Source organism: Pseudomonas spartinae, assembly GCF_965197125.1.
GTDB classification, from domain to species: domain Bacteria; phylum Pseudomonadota; class Gammaproteobacteria; order Pseudomonadales; family Pseudomonadaceae; genus Aquipseudomonas; species Aquipseudomonas composti_A.
On the sequence record NZ_CBDAMB010000002.1, the window covers coordinates 718,936 to 734,213 of the forward strand.

Sequence of the window (15,278 nt, forward strand, 5' to 3'; positions counted from 1 at the left end):
GCGCCAGACTATCGTCGTCGAAAATTTCCGGCTAACGCCAAAGAGCCAGCAAGTGTCGCCAAACAGACATCCCGCCGCCATGCATCGCCGCCTGCCCGAGCTGCCGAGCCTGCCCCGGCCGCTCTATGGCCGCACCGAATCGTTGACCAACCGTGCCCTGACCTTCCGCCATACGCACCCCTGGGTGCAGCTCTCCTACGCCATCGCCGGGGTGCTCGAGGTGCAGACTGCGGGTGCCCGCTTCGTCGCCCCGCCGCAGCGCGCGGTGTGGGTGCCGGCGGGTGTCGAGCACCAGGTTTTCAGCTCGCCCCGTACCGAGATGCGCAGCCTGTATATCGACGGCAGCGCCGTGCCCTGGGGCTCGGCCGACTGCCGCGTGTTGGCGGTCAGCCCGCTGCTGCGCGAACTGATTCGTGGTTTCAGTGCGCTGCCTGCGGAGTACGACGAGCAGGGCGCGCCGGGCCGGCTGGCCGCGGTGCTGCTGGACGAGCTGCGCGCCGCACCGGAGGTGGCGCTGGTGCTGCCGCTGCCGCAGGACGCGCGGCTGCGCGAGGTATGCAAGGGGTTGGAGAATGCGCGGCTGCGCCAGCTTGGCCTGGGCGAATGGGGCGAGCGTCTGGGGGTTTCGGAGAAAACCCTGAGCCGTCTGTTCCTGCGCGAGACGGGATTGAGCTTTCGCGTGTGGCGTCAGCGCCAGCGTCTGCTCGATGCGCTGACCCCGCTGGAGCAGGGCGAGCGCGTCACCGATGTGGCGCTGGCCTGCGGGTATGACTCGTTATCGGCTTTTATCGCTGCCTTTCGCCGCCAGTTCGGTGCAACACCTGGGGAATTCTTTCGCCAGTAGGGTGTAATGTGCGGGACCCATGTTCACGCACATTGCGCGTTTCATGAGCAGATCAGTGCAGTTCCACGGGCAGCGCCTTGCCGCCCTGCTGCTGCCAGGTGCCGGTTAGCGAGCCATCTGGCTGCAAGTGCAGGTCGAAAACGGCAGGGTCGTCGCCGCCTTCGTACAGGCGAACCTGGTCAGCACTGATGCTCTGCGGGCTGAGTTCGATCTGCCGGGCGTAACGCTCGTAGAAGTAGCTGCTGGAGGCATAGACGCTGCTCCCGAGCACCAGGCTGATCGCGTAGCGGCCCGCGATCTTGCCCTGGTAGGCGCCACCGGCGCGCAGGTCGGCAGGGCGCTGGCAGTCGCTGCGCTGCTCCAGCAGCAGGCAGCGGCCGTAGGGGCTGAAGTCATCGGCCAGTTGTGTATAGGGAATGCTGTTGCTGTATTCGCCCAGGTCGTCCAGGGCACGCACGACGTGTGCCGCGCAGCCCTCGGCGACCAGAACCAGAGTATCGCGGTGCAGCTCCACACGGTTGTATTGCAGGTCGCTGCTACTTCGACGCGGCAGGCACTGCTGGTACATGTCACGCTGGGTTTCGAGGCGCTCGTCATCCTCGTCCAGCTCTGTCGCGGTGTCGGTCGGAGGCGGCAATTCGGCGAGAAAAGCTTCGATGCGCTGGCCGCGCTCAAGACCTACACGTTCGCCCAGTCGTTGCAGGCCCGCTGCCGTGAACAACTGCTCCAGACCGATGGGGCGGCCACTGCGCAGGTCGAACGGGTAGCTGAAGGTACCCATGCTGGTATAGGCCCCGGTGTATTCGCCCGTCACGCTCAGGGACAGGTAACCCGGTCCCTGGCCATCGATCATGTATTCGATGCTGTTGGTCCCCCAGATTTCGCCGTCCTTGGGCCAGATGCGTTCGAACGGCGAGCGCTCGAAGCGCCCTGGCAGGCCGTTCAGCACGACCGCATGCAGGTAGGTGTTGATACGCCCGATGGCAGGGCTGTCGCCGTTGAACAGGGGGAAACGGTAGGTTTCCCAGTCGCTACGCTTGGCTTCCAGGTTCTCGACACGCAGCTCGGCGGCTACCGGCAATGCGGCGCTGAGCAGGAAGAGGAAAAGAAAACGCATATGGCCCTCCATGGCCAGAAGTGGGACTACTCGTTGGGTTTTTTCAGCTTCGGATTGGGGAAGAACTGCACCGCCTGCACGTTCGGGTCGGCCGCCTTGGGCTTCAGGCCGCTGACGTTGACCCGTGTCGGCAGTTCCTTGGGCACCGAGTTGCCGTTGGCATCGAGGGTGTCGGCGTAACCGCACTTGACGCATTCGCGGTGCGGCACACCGTCGACGTTCCACATCTTGATGCTGTCGGTCTCGCTGCACGCCGGGCACACGGCGCCGGCGATGAAGCGTTTCGGCGTGCTGTTCACAGGCGTATCGCTCATGCGGCCTCCTGGCTCAGGCCGAGATGGCGCAGCAGGGCGTCGATGCTCGGCTCGCGGCCACGGAAGTCGACGAACAGCACCATCGGCGCCTGCGAGCCACCACGGGCCAGGATCGCCTCGCGGAAGGCGCGGCCGGTATCGGCGTTGAACACACCTTCTTCCTCGAACTTGGAGAAGGCGTCGGCGCTGAGCACTTCGGCCCACTTGTAGCTGTAGTAACCGGCCGCATAGCCGCCAGCGAAGATGTGTGCGAAACCGTTGGCGAAGCGGTTGTAAGCCGGCGGGCGCAGCACCGAAACTTCGCTGCGGATCGCCTCGATCACGTCCTGCACGCTGCGGCCGTCGCCGTGGGTGGCGTGCAGCTCGAAGTCGAACAGCGAGAATTCCAGCTGGCGCACCATCATCAGCCCGGACTGGAAGTTCTTCGCCGCAAGCATCTTGTCCAGCATGGCCTGCGGCAGCGCCTCGCCACTTTCATAGTGACCGGAGATCAGCGCCAGGCCTTCCGGCTCCCAGCACCAGTTCTCCATGAACTGGCTGGGCAGCTCGACCGCATCCCAGGCCACGCCGTTGATACCCGAGGCGCCGGCATGCTCGACACGGGTCAGCAGGTGGTGCAGGCCATGGCCGAATTCGTGGAACAGGGTGGTGACCTCGTCGTGGGTCAGCAGCGCCGGCTTGCCGCCGACCGGCGGGGTGAAGTTGCATACCAGGTTGGCCACCGGGGCGATCAGTTGGCCGTCGGCGTCGCGGCGCTTGTCGCGGGCGCCGTCCATCCAGGCGCCGCCGCGCTTGTTGGCGCGGGCGTAGAGGTCGAAGAAGAAGCGGCCGACGTGCTGGCCGTTCTCGGAAATCTCGAACAGGCGCACGTCCGGGTGCCAGGTGTCGAAGCCTTTGAGCTCGCGAATCTCGATGCCGTAGAGCTTCTGCACGATGGCGAACAGGCCGGTCAGCACCTTGTCCACCGGGAACCAGGCGCGCACTTCTTCCTGGGAGATGCTGTAGCGCTGCTGGCGCAGGCGCTCGCTGTAGTAGCCGACGTCCCAGCTCTGCAGGTCATCCAGGCCCTGTTCGGCGGCGAAGGCTTTCAGCTCGGCCAGATCCTGTTCGGCGAAGGGCTTGCTGCGCACCGCCAGGTCACGCAGGAAGCTCAGCACCTGATCGGTGGATTCGGCCATCTTGCTGGCCAGGCTCAGCTCGCTGTAGTGGGCAAAGCCGAGCAGGCGCGCCAGCTCCTGGCGCAGGTCGAGAATCTCGGCCATCAGCGGGCCGTTGTCGTTCTGTCCGGCATTCGGCCCCTGGTCGGAGGCACGGGTGCAGTAGGCGGCATACACCTCTTCGCGCAGGGCGCGGTCGTCGGCGTAGGTCATCACCGCGTAGTAGCTGGGGAATTCCAGGGTGATCAGCCAGCCATCCAGGCGCTTGGCCTGGGCCGCCTGCTGCATCTGCGCCTTGGCCGAGTCGGTCAGGCCGTTCAGGCGCGCTTCGTCGCTGATGTGCTTGGTCCAGGCCTGGGTGGCGTCGAGCAACTGGTTGGAGAATTTGCTGGTCAGCTCGGACAGGCGCATCTGGATCTCGCCGTAGCGCTTCTGCTGCGCCGCTGGCAGGTCGATGCCGGACAGGCGGAAATCACGCAGGGCGTGCTCGAGAATGGTCTTCTGCGCCACATCGAAGCCTTCGGCCGCCGGGCTTTTGGCCAGCGCATCGTAGGCCTCGAACAAGGGTTTGTTCTGGCCCATCTCGGTCCAGTATTCCGACAGCTTGGGCAGGCAGGCCTCGTAGGCCGCGCGCAGCTCAGGGCTGTTGCACACTGCGTTGAGGTGGCTCACCGGGCTCCAGGCACGGCCCAGGCGCGCGCCCAGCTCGTCCAGCGCCAGTACCAGGCCATCCCAGCTCGGGTTGGCCTGCTGCTGTTCGAGCAACTTGGCGATGGCGGCGCGACTGTCGGCGAGGATCTGGTCGACGGCAGGCTCGACGTGTTGCGGTTTGATCTGCGAGTAGGGCGGCAGGTCGAAGTCTTGCAGCAGGGGGTTGTTCGCGGTCACGACGAGGCACCTGTGGCGAAGGAAGACGGTGTTGTACTGGCTGGCATTCGCGCGAATCCAGTACGCAGACAACAGACATGGGGGCCATCTTAATTACAATCAAGCTTTCCCGCAGCCCAGGAGCCTCTATCGTGGCGATTCGCAAATACCAGCAACACTTCCCGCAACTGGGCGCGCGCGTCTTCGTCGACGCCAGCGCCGTGGTCATCGGCGATGTCGAGCTGGGCGAGGACAGCTCGGTGTGGCCGCTGACCGTGATCCGCGGCGACATGCACCGCATCCGCATCGGTGCACGCACCAGCGTGCAGGATGGCAGCGTGCTGCACATCACTCACGCCGGGCCGTTCAACCCGGACGGCTTCCCGCTGACCATCGGCGACGAAGTGACCATCGGGCACAAGGTCACCCTGCACGGCTGCACCCTGGGCAACCGCATTCTGGTCGGCATGGGCAGCATCGTTATGGACGGCGCAGTGGTCGAAGACGACGTGATCATCGGTGCCGGCTCCCTGGTGCCGCCGGGCAAGCGCCTGGAAAGCGGCTACCTGTACGTCGGCAGCCCGGTGAAGCAGGCGCGAGCGCTGACCGACAAGGAGCGCAACTTCTTCAGCTACACCGCCGGCAACTACGTGAAACTCAAGGATCAGCACCTGGTCGAGGGCTACGACCAATGAGCGCCGAGCTGATCATCCGCCCCATCGAGGCGGCCGATTTCGACCAGGTCTGGCCGATCATCGAAGGCGTGGTGCAGGCGCAGGAAACCTACGCCTATGCCCCGGAAATGACGCGCGAAACCGCCTGGAAAACCTGGGTCGAACTGCCGCGCGCCACCTTCGTCGCGGAGCAGGGCGGGCAGATTCTCGGCACCTACTACATCAAGGCCAATGCCGCAGGCCCCGGCGACCATGTGTGCAACTGCGGCTACATGACCGCTCCCGCGGCGCGGGGCAAGGGCGTGGCCAGCCAGCTCTGCGCCCACTCGCTGGAGGTGGCGCGCGAACTGGGTTTCAGCGCCATGCAGTTCAACAGCGTGGTGGCCACCAATACGGTGGCCGTGGCGTTGTGGCAGAAACACGGCTTCGAGATCGTCGGCACCCTGCCCAAGGCCTACCGCCATGCGCGACTGGGGCTGGTGGATTGCCATGTGATGTTTCGCAGTCTGCTGGATTGAGAAGCATGCGCCAGCAAGGCGGATAAGTAGCCTGGCTTCTGCATCGACTGCAGTACGTATACAGGCTGTCGCACTTTCTTCTGTCGCCAGTATCGTTATCCTCCGACCGCCTCCCAGTGGACTGTGTCAACGACAAGGATCGCCCTATGACCGAACCCAATCCCTTCGAATCTATGTCGACTGCTGCAGTGAGCCCCAGCCCGAGCGAGTGGCCGGCATTACCGCGCCAGATGGCCTGGGTTGCGCTGGTGGTAGGCGTGACCGGCATTGTCATCACGCTGATTGCCTGGAACCGGATCGACGATTTCGACTACGCCAGTTTGCTGCGTCAGTCGCTGTCGTTCTGGCTGAGCCATCTGCTGATGTCGGCGCTGGCTGCCTACTGGGTGACGTTGGCCTATCTGGAGCGCAATCACCTGGCGAACTATCCGCAGCCTGCAGTGCTCATGCTTGCCTATGGGGTAGCCTGGTTTCTGCTGGCCTGGACGTTGGGATTTGCCCTTAGCCACCTGTACATGTGGCTGTATGAAAACCTCGATTATGGCGGTGCTGGCCGCTTGCTCAATGATTGCCTGTGGTGGCTGGTCGGCCTGTTGCGTTTCGCCGTCGAGGCGCTGTTGACGCTGTGGCTGGTGTTGCACCTGTTTCGCCACAAGGCCAGGCCGGCAGAGAGCCCATTGCAGGTATCGGCGAATGCCCTGGCTTGGTTTTTCGCTCTGGGCGTGGTGGTGATCAGCCTGCAGTTGAATGGATTGGCGGTACGCCTGTCGATGGGAGGCATGGCAAGCGAGGTGTTCGATGGCTGGTCAGGGCTGACCGGACTGGTCAGCGCCGGCCTGAGCGTGCTGGTTGCCTTCTTCGCTGCGCGTTCGGTACTGCCGGCGCAGGTGCAGGGTTTTCGGGGTGGGCGGCTGGCGCTTGCCTGCCTGATCACTTTTGCCTTGTGGTTCTGCAGCGCGGTGCTGGGCATGACCTTGGTGTTGGCGGCGCTCTGGTTCGATCTCATGGATGGCTTCGTGCTGATGTTGCTAATCGGCTTGCTGCAACTGGCGCTGCTCTGGCCATTCAGCCGTCTCGGCCTGCGTTGGGGCTATCGGGCGCAGGCTGCCTGAGCGTGAAGCCGGTGACAAAGGCGGGTATCCTTCGCCACCGTTCCGATTGCGAATAGGCGCTCGCCATGCATCACTCCACCATTCTCTTCGACCTCGACGGCACCCTGACCGACCCGCGTGAGGGCATTACCCGTTCGGTGCAGTACGCGCTGGCCAAGCTGGGTATCGATGAGCCGGATCTGGCCGCGCTGGAACATTTCATCGGCCCGCCGTTGCTGCAGTGCTTCATGACCACCTATTCGCTGGATGAGGCCACTGGCTGGCAGGCGGTCAATCACTACCGTGAACGCTTTCGGGTGACGGGCCTCTACGAGAACCGCGTGTTCGAAGGCGTGGAGGCACTGCTCGAGGCGTTGGTGGCGCAGGGGCGCACGCTGTATATCGCCACCAGCAAGCCGACGCTGTTCGCCGAGGAGATTGCCCGGCACTTCGGTTTCGCCCGTTACTTCAAGCGCATCTATGGCAGCGAGCTGGATGGCACGCGTACCAACAAGGTGGAGCTGCTGGCGTATCTGCTGGAGTCGGAACGCCTGGCGCCCGGCTCGGCGCTGATGATCGGCGATCGCAAGCATGACCTGATCGGCGCGCGCAGCAACGGCTTGCAGGCGGTGGCGGTGGGGTACGGATTTGGCAGTCGCGAGGAGTTGCTCGGCGAGGCGCCGGACTTTCATTTCGAGACGCTGGAAGACATGCGCCGGGCGTTTCTGCCCGGCGTCTAGGCCTGTGTATCAGTCGTTGCGCTGGTAGACGATCTTCTGGGTACCGCCGTCGCAGCTGCCGACGACCATGCTTTGATCCTGAACTTCGTCGTTCGGCACGATTTCCAGGGTATAGCTGGGTACGTTGTTGGCCTGGATCTTCACTTCGATTTCCTGCTTGAGTTCTTCGCAGGGCTTGGTCGCGGCCAGTGCGCTGCCTGCAAGCAGCATCAGGGCCAGAGCGGGAATCAGTCGTTGCATCGCTTGTACCTCCGGTGTTGGGCGAAACCTGAGTAGGTTGGACTGGCAAATGGCCGCTCAGTTCTGGCTGTTTTGCAGCAGGCCTTGCAGCTCGCTCAGGCGCTCGTCTGCCGGCAACCGACCAAGCGCGGCAACGGCCGCGTAGAAGGCCGGCCAGTTGCGCTGAGCACGCTCGAACAAGGCGGCGAAGGCCGGCACCCATTGATCGTAGAGGCCGAAGGGCAGCAGCTTGGCATTGTTCAGCGGGCTTTCGATCCAGGCGTCATAGCGCCCCTGGCCGCCCCACTCGCGCTGGCGCATGGCGCGGTAGTCGCGGCGCAGGCGCTCGAACTCGGCCTGTTTGGCGATGCGCATGTCTGCTTCTGGGAGGTCGCTGGCGTAGAGCTGGCGCAGATGTTCGCGACTGGCCAGCACCAGTTCGATGAACTGCTGGCGCTGGCGATCATCCGTGGCTGGAGGCGTTTCCCCGCGGCTCGCGTGCCACTGGCGCAGGCCTTCGCGCTCGACGAAGGTGGCGAAGGATTCGTTGAAGGCCGTGTCACCCGACAGGTAGTACTGCTGGTGCGCCAGCTCGTGGAAGATCACCGCGATGAAGCGCTCGTCGTTCCAGCGCAGCATGGTGTTCAGCAGTGGGTCGTCAAACCAGCCCAGGGTGGAATAGGCCTCGACGCCGCCGATGTAGGTGTCCAGTCCCTGCTGGCGCAGCAGCGCGGCCGCACCGCGGGCACGGCCCTGCTGATAGTAGCCGCGGTAGGCGACGCAACCGGCGATGGGGAAACAGTGCAGCTCGGGGTCGAGGGAGAACTCCGGCGTGGCGAAGACATTCCACACCACGAAGGGGCGCTTCAGGTCGGCGTACAGGCGATAGCTGCGGTTCTCAGGCAGGTGCAGTCGTGCACTGGCGAAGTCCCGTGCCTGCTGGCTCAGCGTCAGGCGCCTGGCCAGGTCGGGATCGGTAGTGGGGGCTTCGAGCAGTTGCTCCACCGGTTGGCGCGCCTGCAACAGTTGCCACTGGCCCTGGCCAAGATGGGCGTAGTAGTCGAGGGTCGAGCAGCCGCCCAGCAGCAGGGCGAGCAGGGGAACCGCGAAGCGGCGCAGCAGGTCTTTAGGGGAGGCGTTGGGCATGGCGTCACGCTAGCTGATTGCACGGGTTGTCTCCAGCCCCGGCGGCTCGAATACGCCCGCTTCGCCTCGGTTTTACCCGCCTCCCGGTGTAGGCTGGTGTCTGAACCCCATTGTGGAGGCCGCCATGCGTGCCCTGCTTCTCGCTCCTGCCCTGATGATGCTCGGGGCCTGTGCATCATCTGTTCCTCAACCTGACCCGCAGCAGGCCTGGGTCGAGCTGTATTCCAGCGCCGACACCCTGCTGATGGCCCAACGTCTGGATGGCAAGCGCTGGCCCGATGGCCGTTACTTTCAGGTGACGCCGGGCAAGCATGAACTGGAGACCCGCTTTCAGTTCGAGGTGCGTAGCGGCGGGTCGATAGGCATGCAGAGTGAGCCGTTGCGCATGACCTGCGAGATTCGCCTGCGCTATGACGACTTCGCCGCCGGCCAGCGCTACCGCGTCGAGGCACGCCAGCTGCTGATGAAGGCGCAGGCCTGGCTGTACGACGATCAGCGTAATGTGCTGGCACGTGGTGAGGTGCTGCGCTGCGGGACGGGGATCTAGATCGGATCTGCTCGGCGTCCCCGGCTGCTGCCGGGGGCGACGCGCAGGCAGGATCAGGCTTCGAGTATGCCTTCCAGGGTGATCGTGGCGTTCAGCACCTTGGACACCGGGCAGCCGGTCTTGGCCGCTTCCACGGCTTTCTCGAATGCGGTGCGCTCGGCGCCAGGGATCTTCGCCCGCAGTGTCAGGTGCACGGCGCTGATCTCGAAGCCGCCCTCCACCTTGTCCAAGGTCACTTGCGCGGTGGTTTCGATGCTCTCGGCGGTCATGCCTGCGTCGCCCAGTTCCTTGGACAGTGCCATGGAGAAACAGCCCGCATGCGCGGCGCCGATCAGCTCTTCGGGGTTGGTGCCGGGCTTGTCTTCGAAACGGGTGTTGAAACCGTAGGGTGAGTCCTTGAGGGCGCCGCTCTGGGTCGAGATGGTGCCCTTGCCGTCCTTGATGCCGCCCTGCCAGTGGGCCGAAGCTGTCTTCTTCATGTGCGTCTCCCATCGAATGAACGAGGCCGCCGGTCTGGCGACCTGTTCTGATTCAGAGGGCGGTCACGCGCACAAGTTCGAATTCAACCGCGTTGCAGCTCGGCGAGGATGTCGAAGGCATGCAGGCGGTCGCTGAAGTCGTACATGTCGCAGGTGAAGATCAGTTCGTCCGCTTCGGTCTGTTCCAGCAACTGTTCCAGGCGTTGGCGCACGGTCTGTGGCCCGCCGATCGCCGCCAGGCCGAGGAATTCGCTGACAGCCTGACGCTCATGTGGCAGCCACAGGCCTTCCATGCTTGGTACCGGTTTGCGTTGCACCAGGCTCTGGCCGCGGATCAGCGACAGGATACGCTGGAACGCCGAGGTGGCCAGGTACTGCGCCTGCTCGTCGCTGTCCGCTGCCAGCAGCGGTACACCGAGCATCACGTAGGGCTTGTCCAGCACTTGCGAGGGGCGGAAGTGATTGCGGTAGATGCGGATTGCCTCGTGCATGAAGCGCGGCGCGAAGTGCGAGGCGAAGGCATAGGGCAAGCCCTTGCTGCCGGCCAGCTGGGCGCTGAACAGGCTGGAGCCGAGTAGCCAGAGCGGCACATTGGTGCCGGTGCCGGGCATGGCGATCACCCGTTGCCCTTGCTGGCGCGGACCGAGGTAGGCCTGCAGCTCTTCCACGTCACTGGGGAAGTCGTCGGCGCTGCCATCACGGCTGCGGCGCAGGGCATGGGCGGTGAACTGGTCGGCACCGGGCGCACGGCCCAGGCCCAGCTCGATACGACCAGGGTAGAGCGTGGCGAGGGTGCCGAACTGCTCGGCGATCACCAGCGGCGCATGGTTGGGCAGCATCACGCCGCCTGCTCCGAGGCGGATCTTCGAGGTGCCGGCGGCCAGGTAGCCGATCAGCACGGAAGTGGCGGAGCTGGCGATGCCGTCCATGTTGTGGTGCTCGGCCACCCAGAAACGTTCGAAACCCAAGCTCTCGACGTGGCGCGCCAGCGCCAGCGAGTTGTGCAGGGCCTGGGCAGCGTCGCCATCGTCGCGAATCGGTGCCAGGTCGAGGGTGGAGAGCTTGATGGAGGCCAGTCGGCTCATGGAGAGTCTCCTCGTTGCGTGGCTGGCTACTCTAACCCTTCGGGTCGAGGCCGCGCACGCCAGGCGCAGGCATAGTCATCATCGATGTGGCTGATGCGCTGGCGGCAAGACCCCTTTGCCCAGCCCGGTTGCGTCGCCGCATCGTTGTACAAAGCGCTTGGGATCTGGCGTCCGCTGCCGGGCTGGTGGTGTCTCACGTCTGCACCTCCGGGGTCGGCTTTCCCTCGTCCTGGGGGCTGCGCAGGCCGTCGAAGCAGTCCTCACCGCTGAGCAGGCGCTGCAATTCCTGCGGGGAGCGCGGGCGGCTGAACCAGAACCCCTGGGCGTAGTGACAGCCTTCGCTGGTAAGGAAGTCGAGCTGCGCCTGTTTTTCCACACCTTCGGCGACCACTGCCAGGCCCAGGCTATGACCGAGGCCGATGATCGCCCGGCTGATGGCCAGCGATTCGGTGTCCTGCGGGGCGCCGGCGATGAAGCTCTTGTCCACCTTGATGATGTGCAGGGGGAAGCGCTTGAGATAGCCGAGCGACGAGTAGCCGGTGCCGAAATCATCGAGCGCCAGCTGAATGCCGAGGCTGGCCAGCTCGCGCAGGCAGGCCAGGTTCTGCGCGCTGTCCTCCATCAATTGGCTTTCGGTGATCTCCAGCACCAGGCTGGAGGGTGGCAAGCCGGTTCGCTGGAGGATGTCGGCGACGCGCGCAGCGAAATCACTCTGCTGCAACTGGCGGCTCGACAGATTCACCGAGCAGCGCAGGTGCGGCTGCCCGGTGCGCTGCCAGATGCGTACCTGGCTGCAGGCCTGCTGCAGCACCCAGTCACCCACCGCGAGAATTTCACCGGACTCTTCGAGGCAGGGAATGAATTCCAGCGGTGCGACCTCGCGGCCCTCGTGCTGCCAGCGCAGCAGGGCTTCCACGCCGATCAGTTGCGGCTGGTTGCCGTCGAGCTGGCAGATCGGCTGGTACGCCAGGTGCAGTTCGTGTCGCATGCCGGCCTGGGCCAGGGCATTTTGCAACTCCAGCTGGCGCTGCGCCTGTTGCTGCAGTTCGTTGCTGTAGCGGGCGAATTGCGCCTTGCCCGCACTCTTGGCCCGGTACAGCGCGAGGTCGGCGGCCTGCAGCGGATCCAGCGGCTGGCCGCTCTCCCGCAGGGCGGCGATGCCGATGCTGGCGCTGATGGCCAGAGTCTGCTCCTGCAGTTTGAGCGGCAGGTGCAGGTTGTCCAGCATGCGCTGGGCGACGCGCTCGGCGTCCCCCATGCAGGCCAGGTCATCGAGCAGGGCGACGAACTCGTCACCACCGAAACGCGCCAGGTGATCGCCGGGGCGCAGGCAGTGGCTGAGGCGTTCGGCCACCTCCACCAGAACCCGGTCGCCGGTCTGGTGGCCGAGGCTGTCGTTGATCAGCTTGAAGCGATCCAGGTCGATGAACAGCAGGGCAGCCTCACGTGCCCCCGGACGTTGCTGGCGTTGCATGGCCTGTTGCAGCAGCTCGCCGAGCCGCGCGCGGTTGGCCAGGCCGGTGAGCGGATCGTGACGTGCGGCATGATGCAGTTGCTCCTCGGCTGCACGACGCTGGCTGATGTCGCTCTGCGAGCCCGCCATGCGGCGCAGGCCGCCACTGCAGATTTCCACCACGCCACGTACCAGCACCCACAGGTAGCTGCCGTCCTGACGGCGAATGCGATATTCGTGGTTGAGGAAGGGCGTGAGCCCGCGCAGGTGGTTGTCGATGGCCTGACGCAGGCCGGGCAGGTCGTCGCCGTGCACGCGGCTGAACCAGCTCTGGCTGGTGGGCGAGAGGCTGTCGCGGTCGAGGTCGAGCATGCGAATCCAGCGCTCGGAGAGGTACAGCTGGTCTTGCTCCAGCTGCCATTCCCAGAGTCCATCGTTGGCGCCGCGCATGGCGCGGGCATAGCGCGCCTCGCTGTCCTGCAGCGCCTTGCGTTGGGCGGCGCCGTAGCTGTCCAGCGCCAGGCCGATGTCGAAGAACACCTTCTTGATCAGGCTGGAGAAGCAGTCGCTGGCTACGGAAGATCCGAGCAGCTCGCCAAGCAGTCGGTCCAGGTACAGGCGGTAGGCACCCAGGTACCACTTCAGGTCGACCCCGGTGTGTTGATGCACCCAGCCGATGCGCAGGCGTTCCAATACGTACGCTTCGTCCAGCGGGCTTTGCCACAGGCCCCGGTAATAGTCGGCCTGGCGCTGCTTGAGGCGTTCGGTCGTGGCCGGATCGCCGAGGATCGCAGCCGGGGCCGGGTAGTCGGCCAGTTGCTGGTAGAGCGTGTCGACGAAATGCTGATTGGCGTGTTCGGCCCGTTGCGCGCAACGCGACAAGCGCTCGTTGTCGGTTTGTCTCCAGCCGAGAAAGCGCAGGCGCTGGTGCAGCTCATCCGGGTCTGGCGCGATATGTTGCAGCAGGTCTTGGAATTCTTGTTCGTTGCCCATTTCAGCCTCGTGCTTTTCCTCAGCGCAAAAAAAAGCGCCGCCGACCGCACTTCCTCGAAGGAAGGCAGCCAGCGGCGCTCTGTCTTGCAGGCCCTGTGTCCTGCCCGGCAAAGCCGGTCTCCGCATGGGGCGGAACCTACTGTGGCTAGCTTTTACCGCATTGCCCCAGAGCGGACAACTCTTCACGCAGCTGGCTCAGGCGTTTGCGCAACTGGGCCAATTGCACGGACTTGAATGCATGGCGGGTGCCCTCCAGAACTGCGATGGCGTCGTCCAGATGGCTTTGTACGTCGCCGAGGCTGCCTGTCGGCAGGCGTTGTAACCAGCCACACAGCGGCTTTTGCTGGCAGCCGTCGAGGCTGTCGATGACCTGACAGAGTGGCGCCTGCTGGCGCACAAGCCTTGCGATGCGCTGACTGGACGCGGCGTCCGGCAGGCTGAGCAGTAAGTGAGTCTGAGACATGACCGTCGCGCTATATGGCAAGTGGCTATCTAATGCTACGGCGCCGCCGCTGGTGGTTTATTGATCAGGATCAGTCCGGCTCGTGCTCGTACCGAGGCTGTACCAGCCGGCTGCAGCCAGCGCCGTGCAGCATGGCCAGCGGCGGGCTGGCGAGTCTCCGGTTGCCTGGAGCAGGCCCAGGCCCGAGCCTCACACACGCCGTTACGAGCGATTGGCCAACAAGGCGTGCATATTCGGCCTGAGGGGTTAGACTTCCCTCCCGGACGTCGCTCATAAGGCGCGCTCGCTCAAAACAACAGAAAAAGGAGATTTCCCATGAAAGGCACATCCTTGGCATGGGTCCTGTCCGCCGCACTCGCGGGCACTGCCCTGAGTGGCATGGCACAGGCCGAAGAAAAATTCGTCACCATCGGCACCGGCGGCCAGACAGGTGTGTATTACGTCGCCGGCCAGTCCATCTGCCGCTTCCTCAACCGTGGCACCGCCGAGCATGGCATCAAGTGCAACGCTCCGGCCAGTGGCGGTGGCGTGGCCAACGTGAATGGCATTCGCAGCGGCGAATTCAACTTCGGCATCATGCAGTCCGACCACCAGTACAAGGCGCTCAACGGTCTTGCACCGTTCGAGGCCGAAGGGGCGATGAGCGACATCCGCGCCGTCTTCTCCCTGCAGAGCGAAGTGTTCACCATCCTCGCCCGTCGCGATGCCAACATCAAAAGCTTCGATGACCTCAAGGGCAAGCGCGTCAACGTCGGCAATCCGGGTTCCGGCCAGCGTGACACCCTGGAAGAGATCATGGCCGTCAAGGGCTGGGATCGTTCCGCCTTCGCTCTGGCTGCCGAGTTGAAGCCGGCCGAACAGGCCAGCGCTCTGGGCGACAACAATATCGACGCCATGACCTACTTCGTCGGTCATCCCAATGGTGCGATCCAGGAAGCCACCACTACCACCGACGCCGTTCTGGTTCCGGTGACCGGTCCCGAAATCGACAAGCTGCTGGCCGAGAAGACCTACTACACCAAGGCCGACATCCCAGGCGGCCTGTACCGGGGTAACGACCAGCCGACGCCGTCCATCGGCGGCAAGGCGGTGCTGTCCACCAGCGCCAAGGCCGACCCGGAAGTGGTCTACCAACTGGTCAAGTCGGTGTTCGACAACATCGATCGCTTCAAGCGTCTGCACCCTGCCTTCGCTGACCTGAAGGAAGAGGACATGATCAAGGTCGGTCTGACCGCCCCGCTGCACGAGGGCGCTGAGCGTTACTACAAGGAACGCGGCTGGCTGTAAGTCAGCACTTGCGGTGATGGACGAAACCGCGGCCTGTGCCGCGGTTTTTTGTTCCCGGTTTTGCCTCAACCCTGCTCACCGAGCAGGTCGATGGCCAGTGTCTGCAGGCGTTTCAGCAGGGCTTGCTGAATGCCGAGGGCATGATGAAGGCCGGACTGAGCGCTGCCATGCACGAAGGCGCGCTACGCTTCTACGAGGAAAAGGGCTGGCTCCAGCTGAGCTTGAGAGACTCGGACGGGGCTCTAAACTCTTGGATAACGGGCGCGGCTGGGCGTGCAAAGGTA

The 15,278-nt window shown here is 64.4% G+C and carries 16 protein-coding genes; 7 read left to right on the plus strand and 9 right to left on the minus strand.

Going from position 1 to position 15,278, the window contains the following annotated elements; translation table 11 throughout:
* Positions 1-79 precede the first annotated feature (79 nt).
* Entirely contained in the window at positions 80-844 is a 765-nt protein-coding gene (locus ACN8M7_RS07140) for an AraC family transcriptional regulator (protein WP_490260304.1), read from the plus strand.
* Between the two features lie 52 nt (positions 845-896).
* Here the strand turns inward: ACN8M7_RS07140 and ACN8M7_RS07145 are convergent, their stop codons facing one another.
* From ACN8M7_RS07145 to prlC, 3 genes are read right to left on the minus strand one after another with little or no spacing between them, the layout of a single operon-like run.
* Complete coding sequence (locus tag ACN8M7_RS07145; protein ID WP_490260261.1) at positions 897-1,961, minus strand: hypothetical protein; 1,065 nt, start codon at positions 1,959-1,961, stop codon at positions 897-899.
* Between the two features lie 26 nt (positions 1,962-1,987).
* Positions 1,988-2,275, minus strand: coding sequence for a YheV family putative zinc ribbon protein (locus ACN8M7_RS07150; protein WP_490260262.1), 288 nt, complete (start codon positions 2,273-2,275; stop codon positions 1,988-1,990).
* Entirely contained in the window at positions 2,272-4,320 is a 2,049-nt protein-coding gene (prlC, locus tag ACN8M7_RS07155) for an oligopeptidase A (protein WP_490260263.1), read from the minus strand. Before prlC ends, ACN8M7_RS07150 begins: the two co-directional genes overlap by 4 nt.
* A gap of 131 nt (positions 4,321-4,451) precedes the next feature.
* Here prlC and ACN8M7_RS07160 point away from each other — a divergent pair, with 131 nt between their 5' ends.
* From ACN8M7_RS07160 to ACN8M7_RS07175, 4 genes are all read left to right on the plus strand, one after another.
* Complete coding sequence (locus ACN8M7_RS07160) at positions 4,452-4,994, plus strand: gamma carbonic anhydrase family protein (RefSeq protein WP_061238671.1); 543 nt, start codon at positions 4,452-4,454, stop codon at positions 4,992-4,994.
* On the plus strand, positions 4,991-5,491 hold the full coding sequence (locus tag ACN8M7_RS07165; protein ID WP_490260264.1) for a GNAT family N-acetyltransferase: 501 nt from the start codon (positions 4,991-4,993) through the stop codon (positions 5,489-5,491). Before ACN8M7_RS07160 ends, ACN8M7_RS07165 begins: the two co-directional genes overlap by 4 nt.
* A 146-nt stretch (positions 5,492-5,637) precedes the next feature.
* The gene (locus tag ACN8M7_RS07170) at positions 5,638-6,603 is read left to right on the plus strand and encodes a hypothetical protein (protein ID WP_490260265.1); all 966 of its coding nucleotides are present in this window, start codon (positions 5,638-5,640) and stop codon (positions 6,601-6,603) included.
* Between the two features lie 65 nt (positions 6,604-6,668).
* Entirely contained in the window at positions 6,669-7,322 is a 654-nt protein-coding gene (locus ACN8M7_RS07175) for an HAD family hydrolase (protein WP_490260266.1), read from the plus strand.
* Positions 7,323-7,331: 9 nt separating this feature from the next.
* Here ACN8M7_RS07175 and ACN8M7_RS07180 read toward each other — a convergent pair whose 3' ends face one another.
* Both ACN8M7_RS07180 and ACN8M7_RS07185 read right to left on the minus strand, forming a co-directional pair.
* Positions 7,332-7,562: a DUF1161 domain-containing protein gene (locus tag ACN8M7_RS07180; protein WP_061238667.1), complete on the minus strand. Its 231-nt coding sequence runs from the start codon at positions 7,560-7,562 to the stop codon at positions 7,332-7,334.
* Between the two features lie 57 nt (positions 7,563-7,619).
* Positions 7,620-8,687: an aminopeptidase gene (locus ACN8M7_RS07185; RefSeq protein WP_490260267.1), complete on the minus strand. Its 1,068-nt coding sequence runs from the start codon at positions 8,685-8,687 to the stop codon at positions 7,620-7,622.
* A gap of 124 nt (positions 8,688-8,811) precedes the next feature.
* Here ACN8M7_RS07185 and ACN8M7_RS07190 point away from each other — a divergent pair, with 124 nt between their 5' ends.
* On the plus strand, positions 8,812-9,234 hold the full coding sequence (locus ACN8M7_RS07190) for a PA0061/PA0062 family lipoprotein (protein WP_061238665.1): 423 nt from the start codon (positions 8,812-8,814) through the stop codon (positions 9,232-9,234).
* Between the two features lie 53 nt (positions 9,235-9,287).
* Here ACN8M7_RS07190 and ACN8M7_RS07195 read toward each other — a convergent pair whose 3' ends face one another.
* From ACN8M7_RS07195 to ACN8M7_RS07210, 4 genes are all read right to left on the minus strand, one after another.
* Positions 9,288-9,713, minus strand: coding sequence for an OsmC family protein (locus tag ACN8M7_RS07195; RefSeq protein ID WP_490260268.1), 426 nt, complete (start codon positions 9,711-9,713; stop codon positions 9,288-9,290).
* Positions 9,714-9,796: 83 nt separating this feature from the next.
* Positions 9,797-10,798 (minus strand): LLM class flavin-dependent oxidoreductase, encoded by a 1,002-nt coding sequence (locus tag ACN8M7_RS07200; protein WP_490260269.1) that lies wholly within the window; start codon positions 10,796-10,798, stop codon positions 9,797-9,799.
* Between the two features lie 193 nt (positions 10,799-10,991).
* Positions 10,992-13,244: a putative bifunctional diguanylate cyclase/phosphodiesterase gene (locus ACN8M7_RS07205; protein WP_490260270.1), complete on the minus strand. Its 2,253-nt coding sequence runs from the start codon at positions 13,242-13,244 to the stop codon at positions 10,992-10,994.
* Between the two features lie 145 nt (positions 13,245-13,389).
* On the minus strand, positions 13,390-13,707 hold the full coding sequence (locus ACN8M7_RS07210) for a hypothetical protein (RefSeq protein WP_490260271.1): 318 nt from the start codon (positions 13,705-13,707) through the stop codon (positions 13,390-13,392).
* A gap of 315 nt (positions 13,708-14,022) precedes the next feature.
* On the opposite strand from ACN8M7_RS07210, the gene ACN8M7_RS07215 reads away from it, so the two are divergent.
* The gene (locus ACN8M7_RS07215) at positions 14,023-14,994 is read left to right on the plus strand and encodes a TAXI family TRAP transporter solute-binding subunit (RefSeq protein ID WP_490260272.1); all 972 of its coding nucleotides are present in this window, start codon (positions 14,023-14,025) and stop codon (positions 14,992-14,994) included.
* The last annotated feature ends 284 nt before the right edge of the window (positions 14,995-15,278 follow it).

What these genes read in the sequence shown, in the direction of transcription:
- ACN8M7_RS07195 (WP_490260268.1), bottom strand. Translation starts at nt 9,713, where the DNA reads ATGAAGAAGACAGCTTCGGCCCACTGGCAGGGCGGCATCAAGGACGGC.
- ACN8M7_RS07190 (WP_061238665.1), top strand. Translation starts at nt 8,812, where the DNA reads ATGCGTGCCCTGCTTCTCGCTCCTGCCCTGATGATGCTCGGGGCCTGT.
- ACN8M7_RS07140 (WP_490260304.1), top strand. Translation starts at nt 80, where the DNA reads ATGCATCGCCGCCTGCCCGAGCTGCCGAGCCTGCCCCGGCCGCTCTAT.
- ACN8M7_RS07200 (WP_490260269.1), bottom strand. Translation starts at nt 10,798, where the DNA reads ATGAGCCGACTGGCCTCCATCAAGCTCTCCACCCTCGACCTGGCACCG.
- ACN8M7_RS07150 (WP_490260262.1), bottom strand. Translation starts at nt 2,275, where the DNA reads ATGAGCGATACGCCTGTGAACAGCACGCCGAAACGCTTCATCGCCGGC.
- ACN8M7_RS07215 (WP_490260272.1), top strand. Translation starts at nt 14,023, where the DNA reads ATGAAAGGCACATCCTTGGCATGGGTCCTGTCCGCCGCACTCGCGGGC.
- ACN8M7_RS07210 (WP_490260271.1), bottom strand. Translation starts at nt 13,707, where the DNA reads ATGTCTCAGACTCACTTACTGCTCAGCCTGCCGGACGCCGCGTCCAGT.
- ACN8M7_RS07180 (WP_061238667.1), bottom strand. Translation starts at nt 7,562, where the DNA reads ATGCAACGACTGATTCCCGCTCTGGCCCTGATGCTGCTTGCAGGCAGC.
- ACN8M7_RS07175 (WP_490260266.1), top strand. Translation starts at nt 6,669, where the DNA reads ATGCATCACTCCACCATTCTCTTCGACCTCGACGGCACCCTGACCGAC.
- ACN8M7_RS07185 (WP_490260267.1), bottom strand. Translation starts at nt 8,687, where the DNA reads ATGCCCAACGCCTCCCCTAAAGACCTGCTGCGCCGCTTCGCGGTTCCC.
- ACN8M7_RS07165 (WP_490260264.1), top strand. Translation starts at nt 4,991, where the DNA reads ATGAGCGCCGAGCTGATCATCCGCCCCATCGAGGCGGCCGATTTCGAC.
- ACN8M7_RS07170 (WP_490260265.1), top strand. Translation starts at nt 5,638, where the DNA reads ATGACCGAACCCAATCCCTTCGAATCTATGTCGACTGCTGCAGTGAGC.
- ACN8M7_RS07145 (WP_490260261.1), bottom strand. Translation starts at nt 1,961, where the DNA reads ATGCGTTTTCTTTTCCTCTTCCTGCTCAGCGCCGCATTGCCGGTAGCC.
- ACN8M7_RS07205 (WP_490260270.1), bottom strand. Translation starts at nt 13,244, where the DNA reads ATGGGCAACGAACAAGAATTCCAAGACCTGCTGCAACATATCGCGCCA.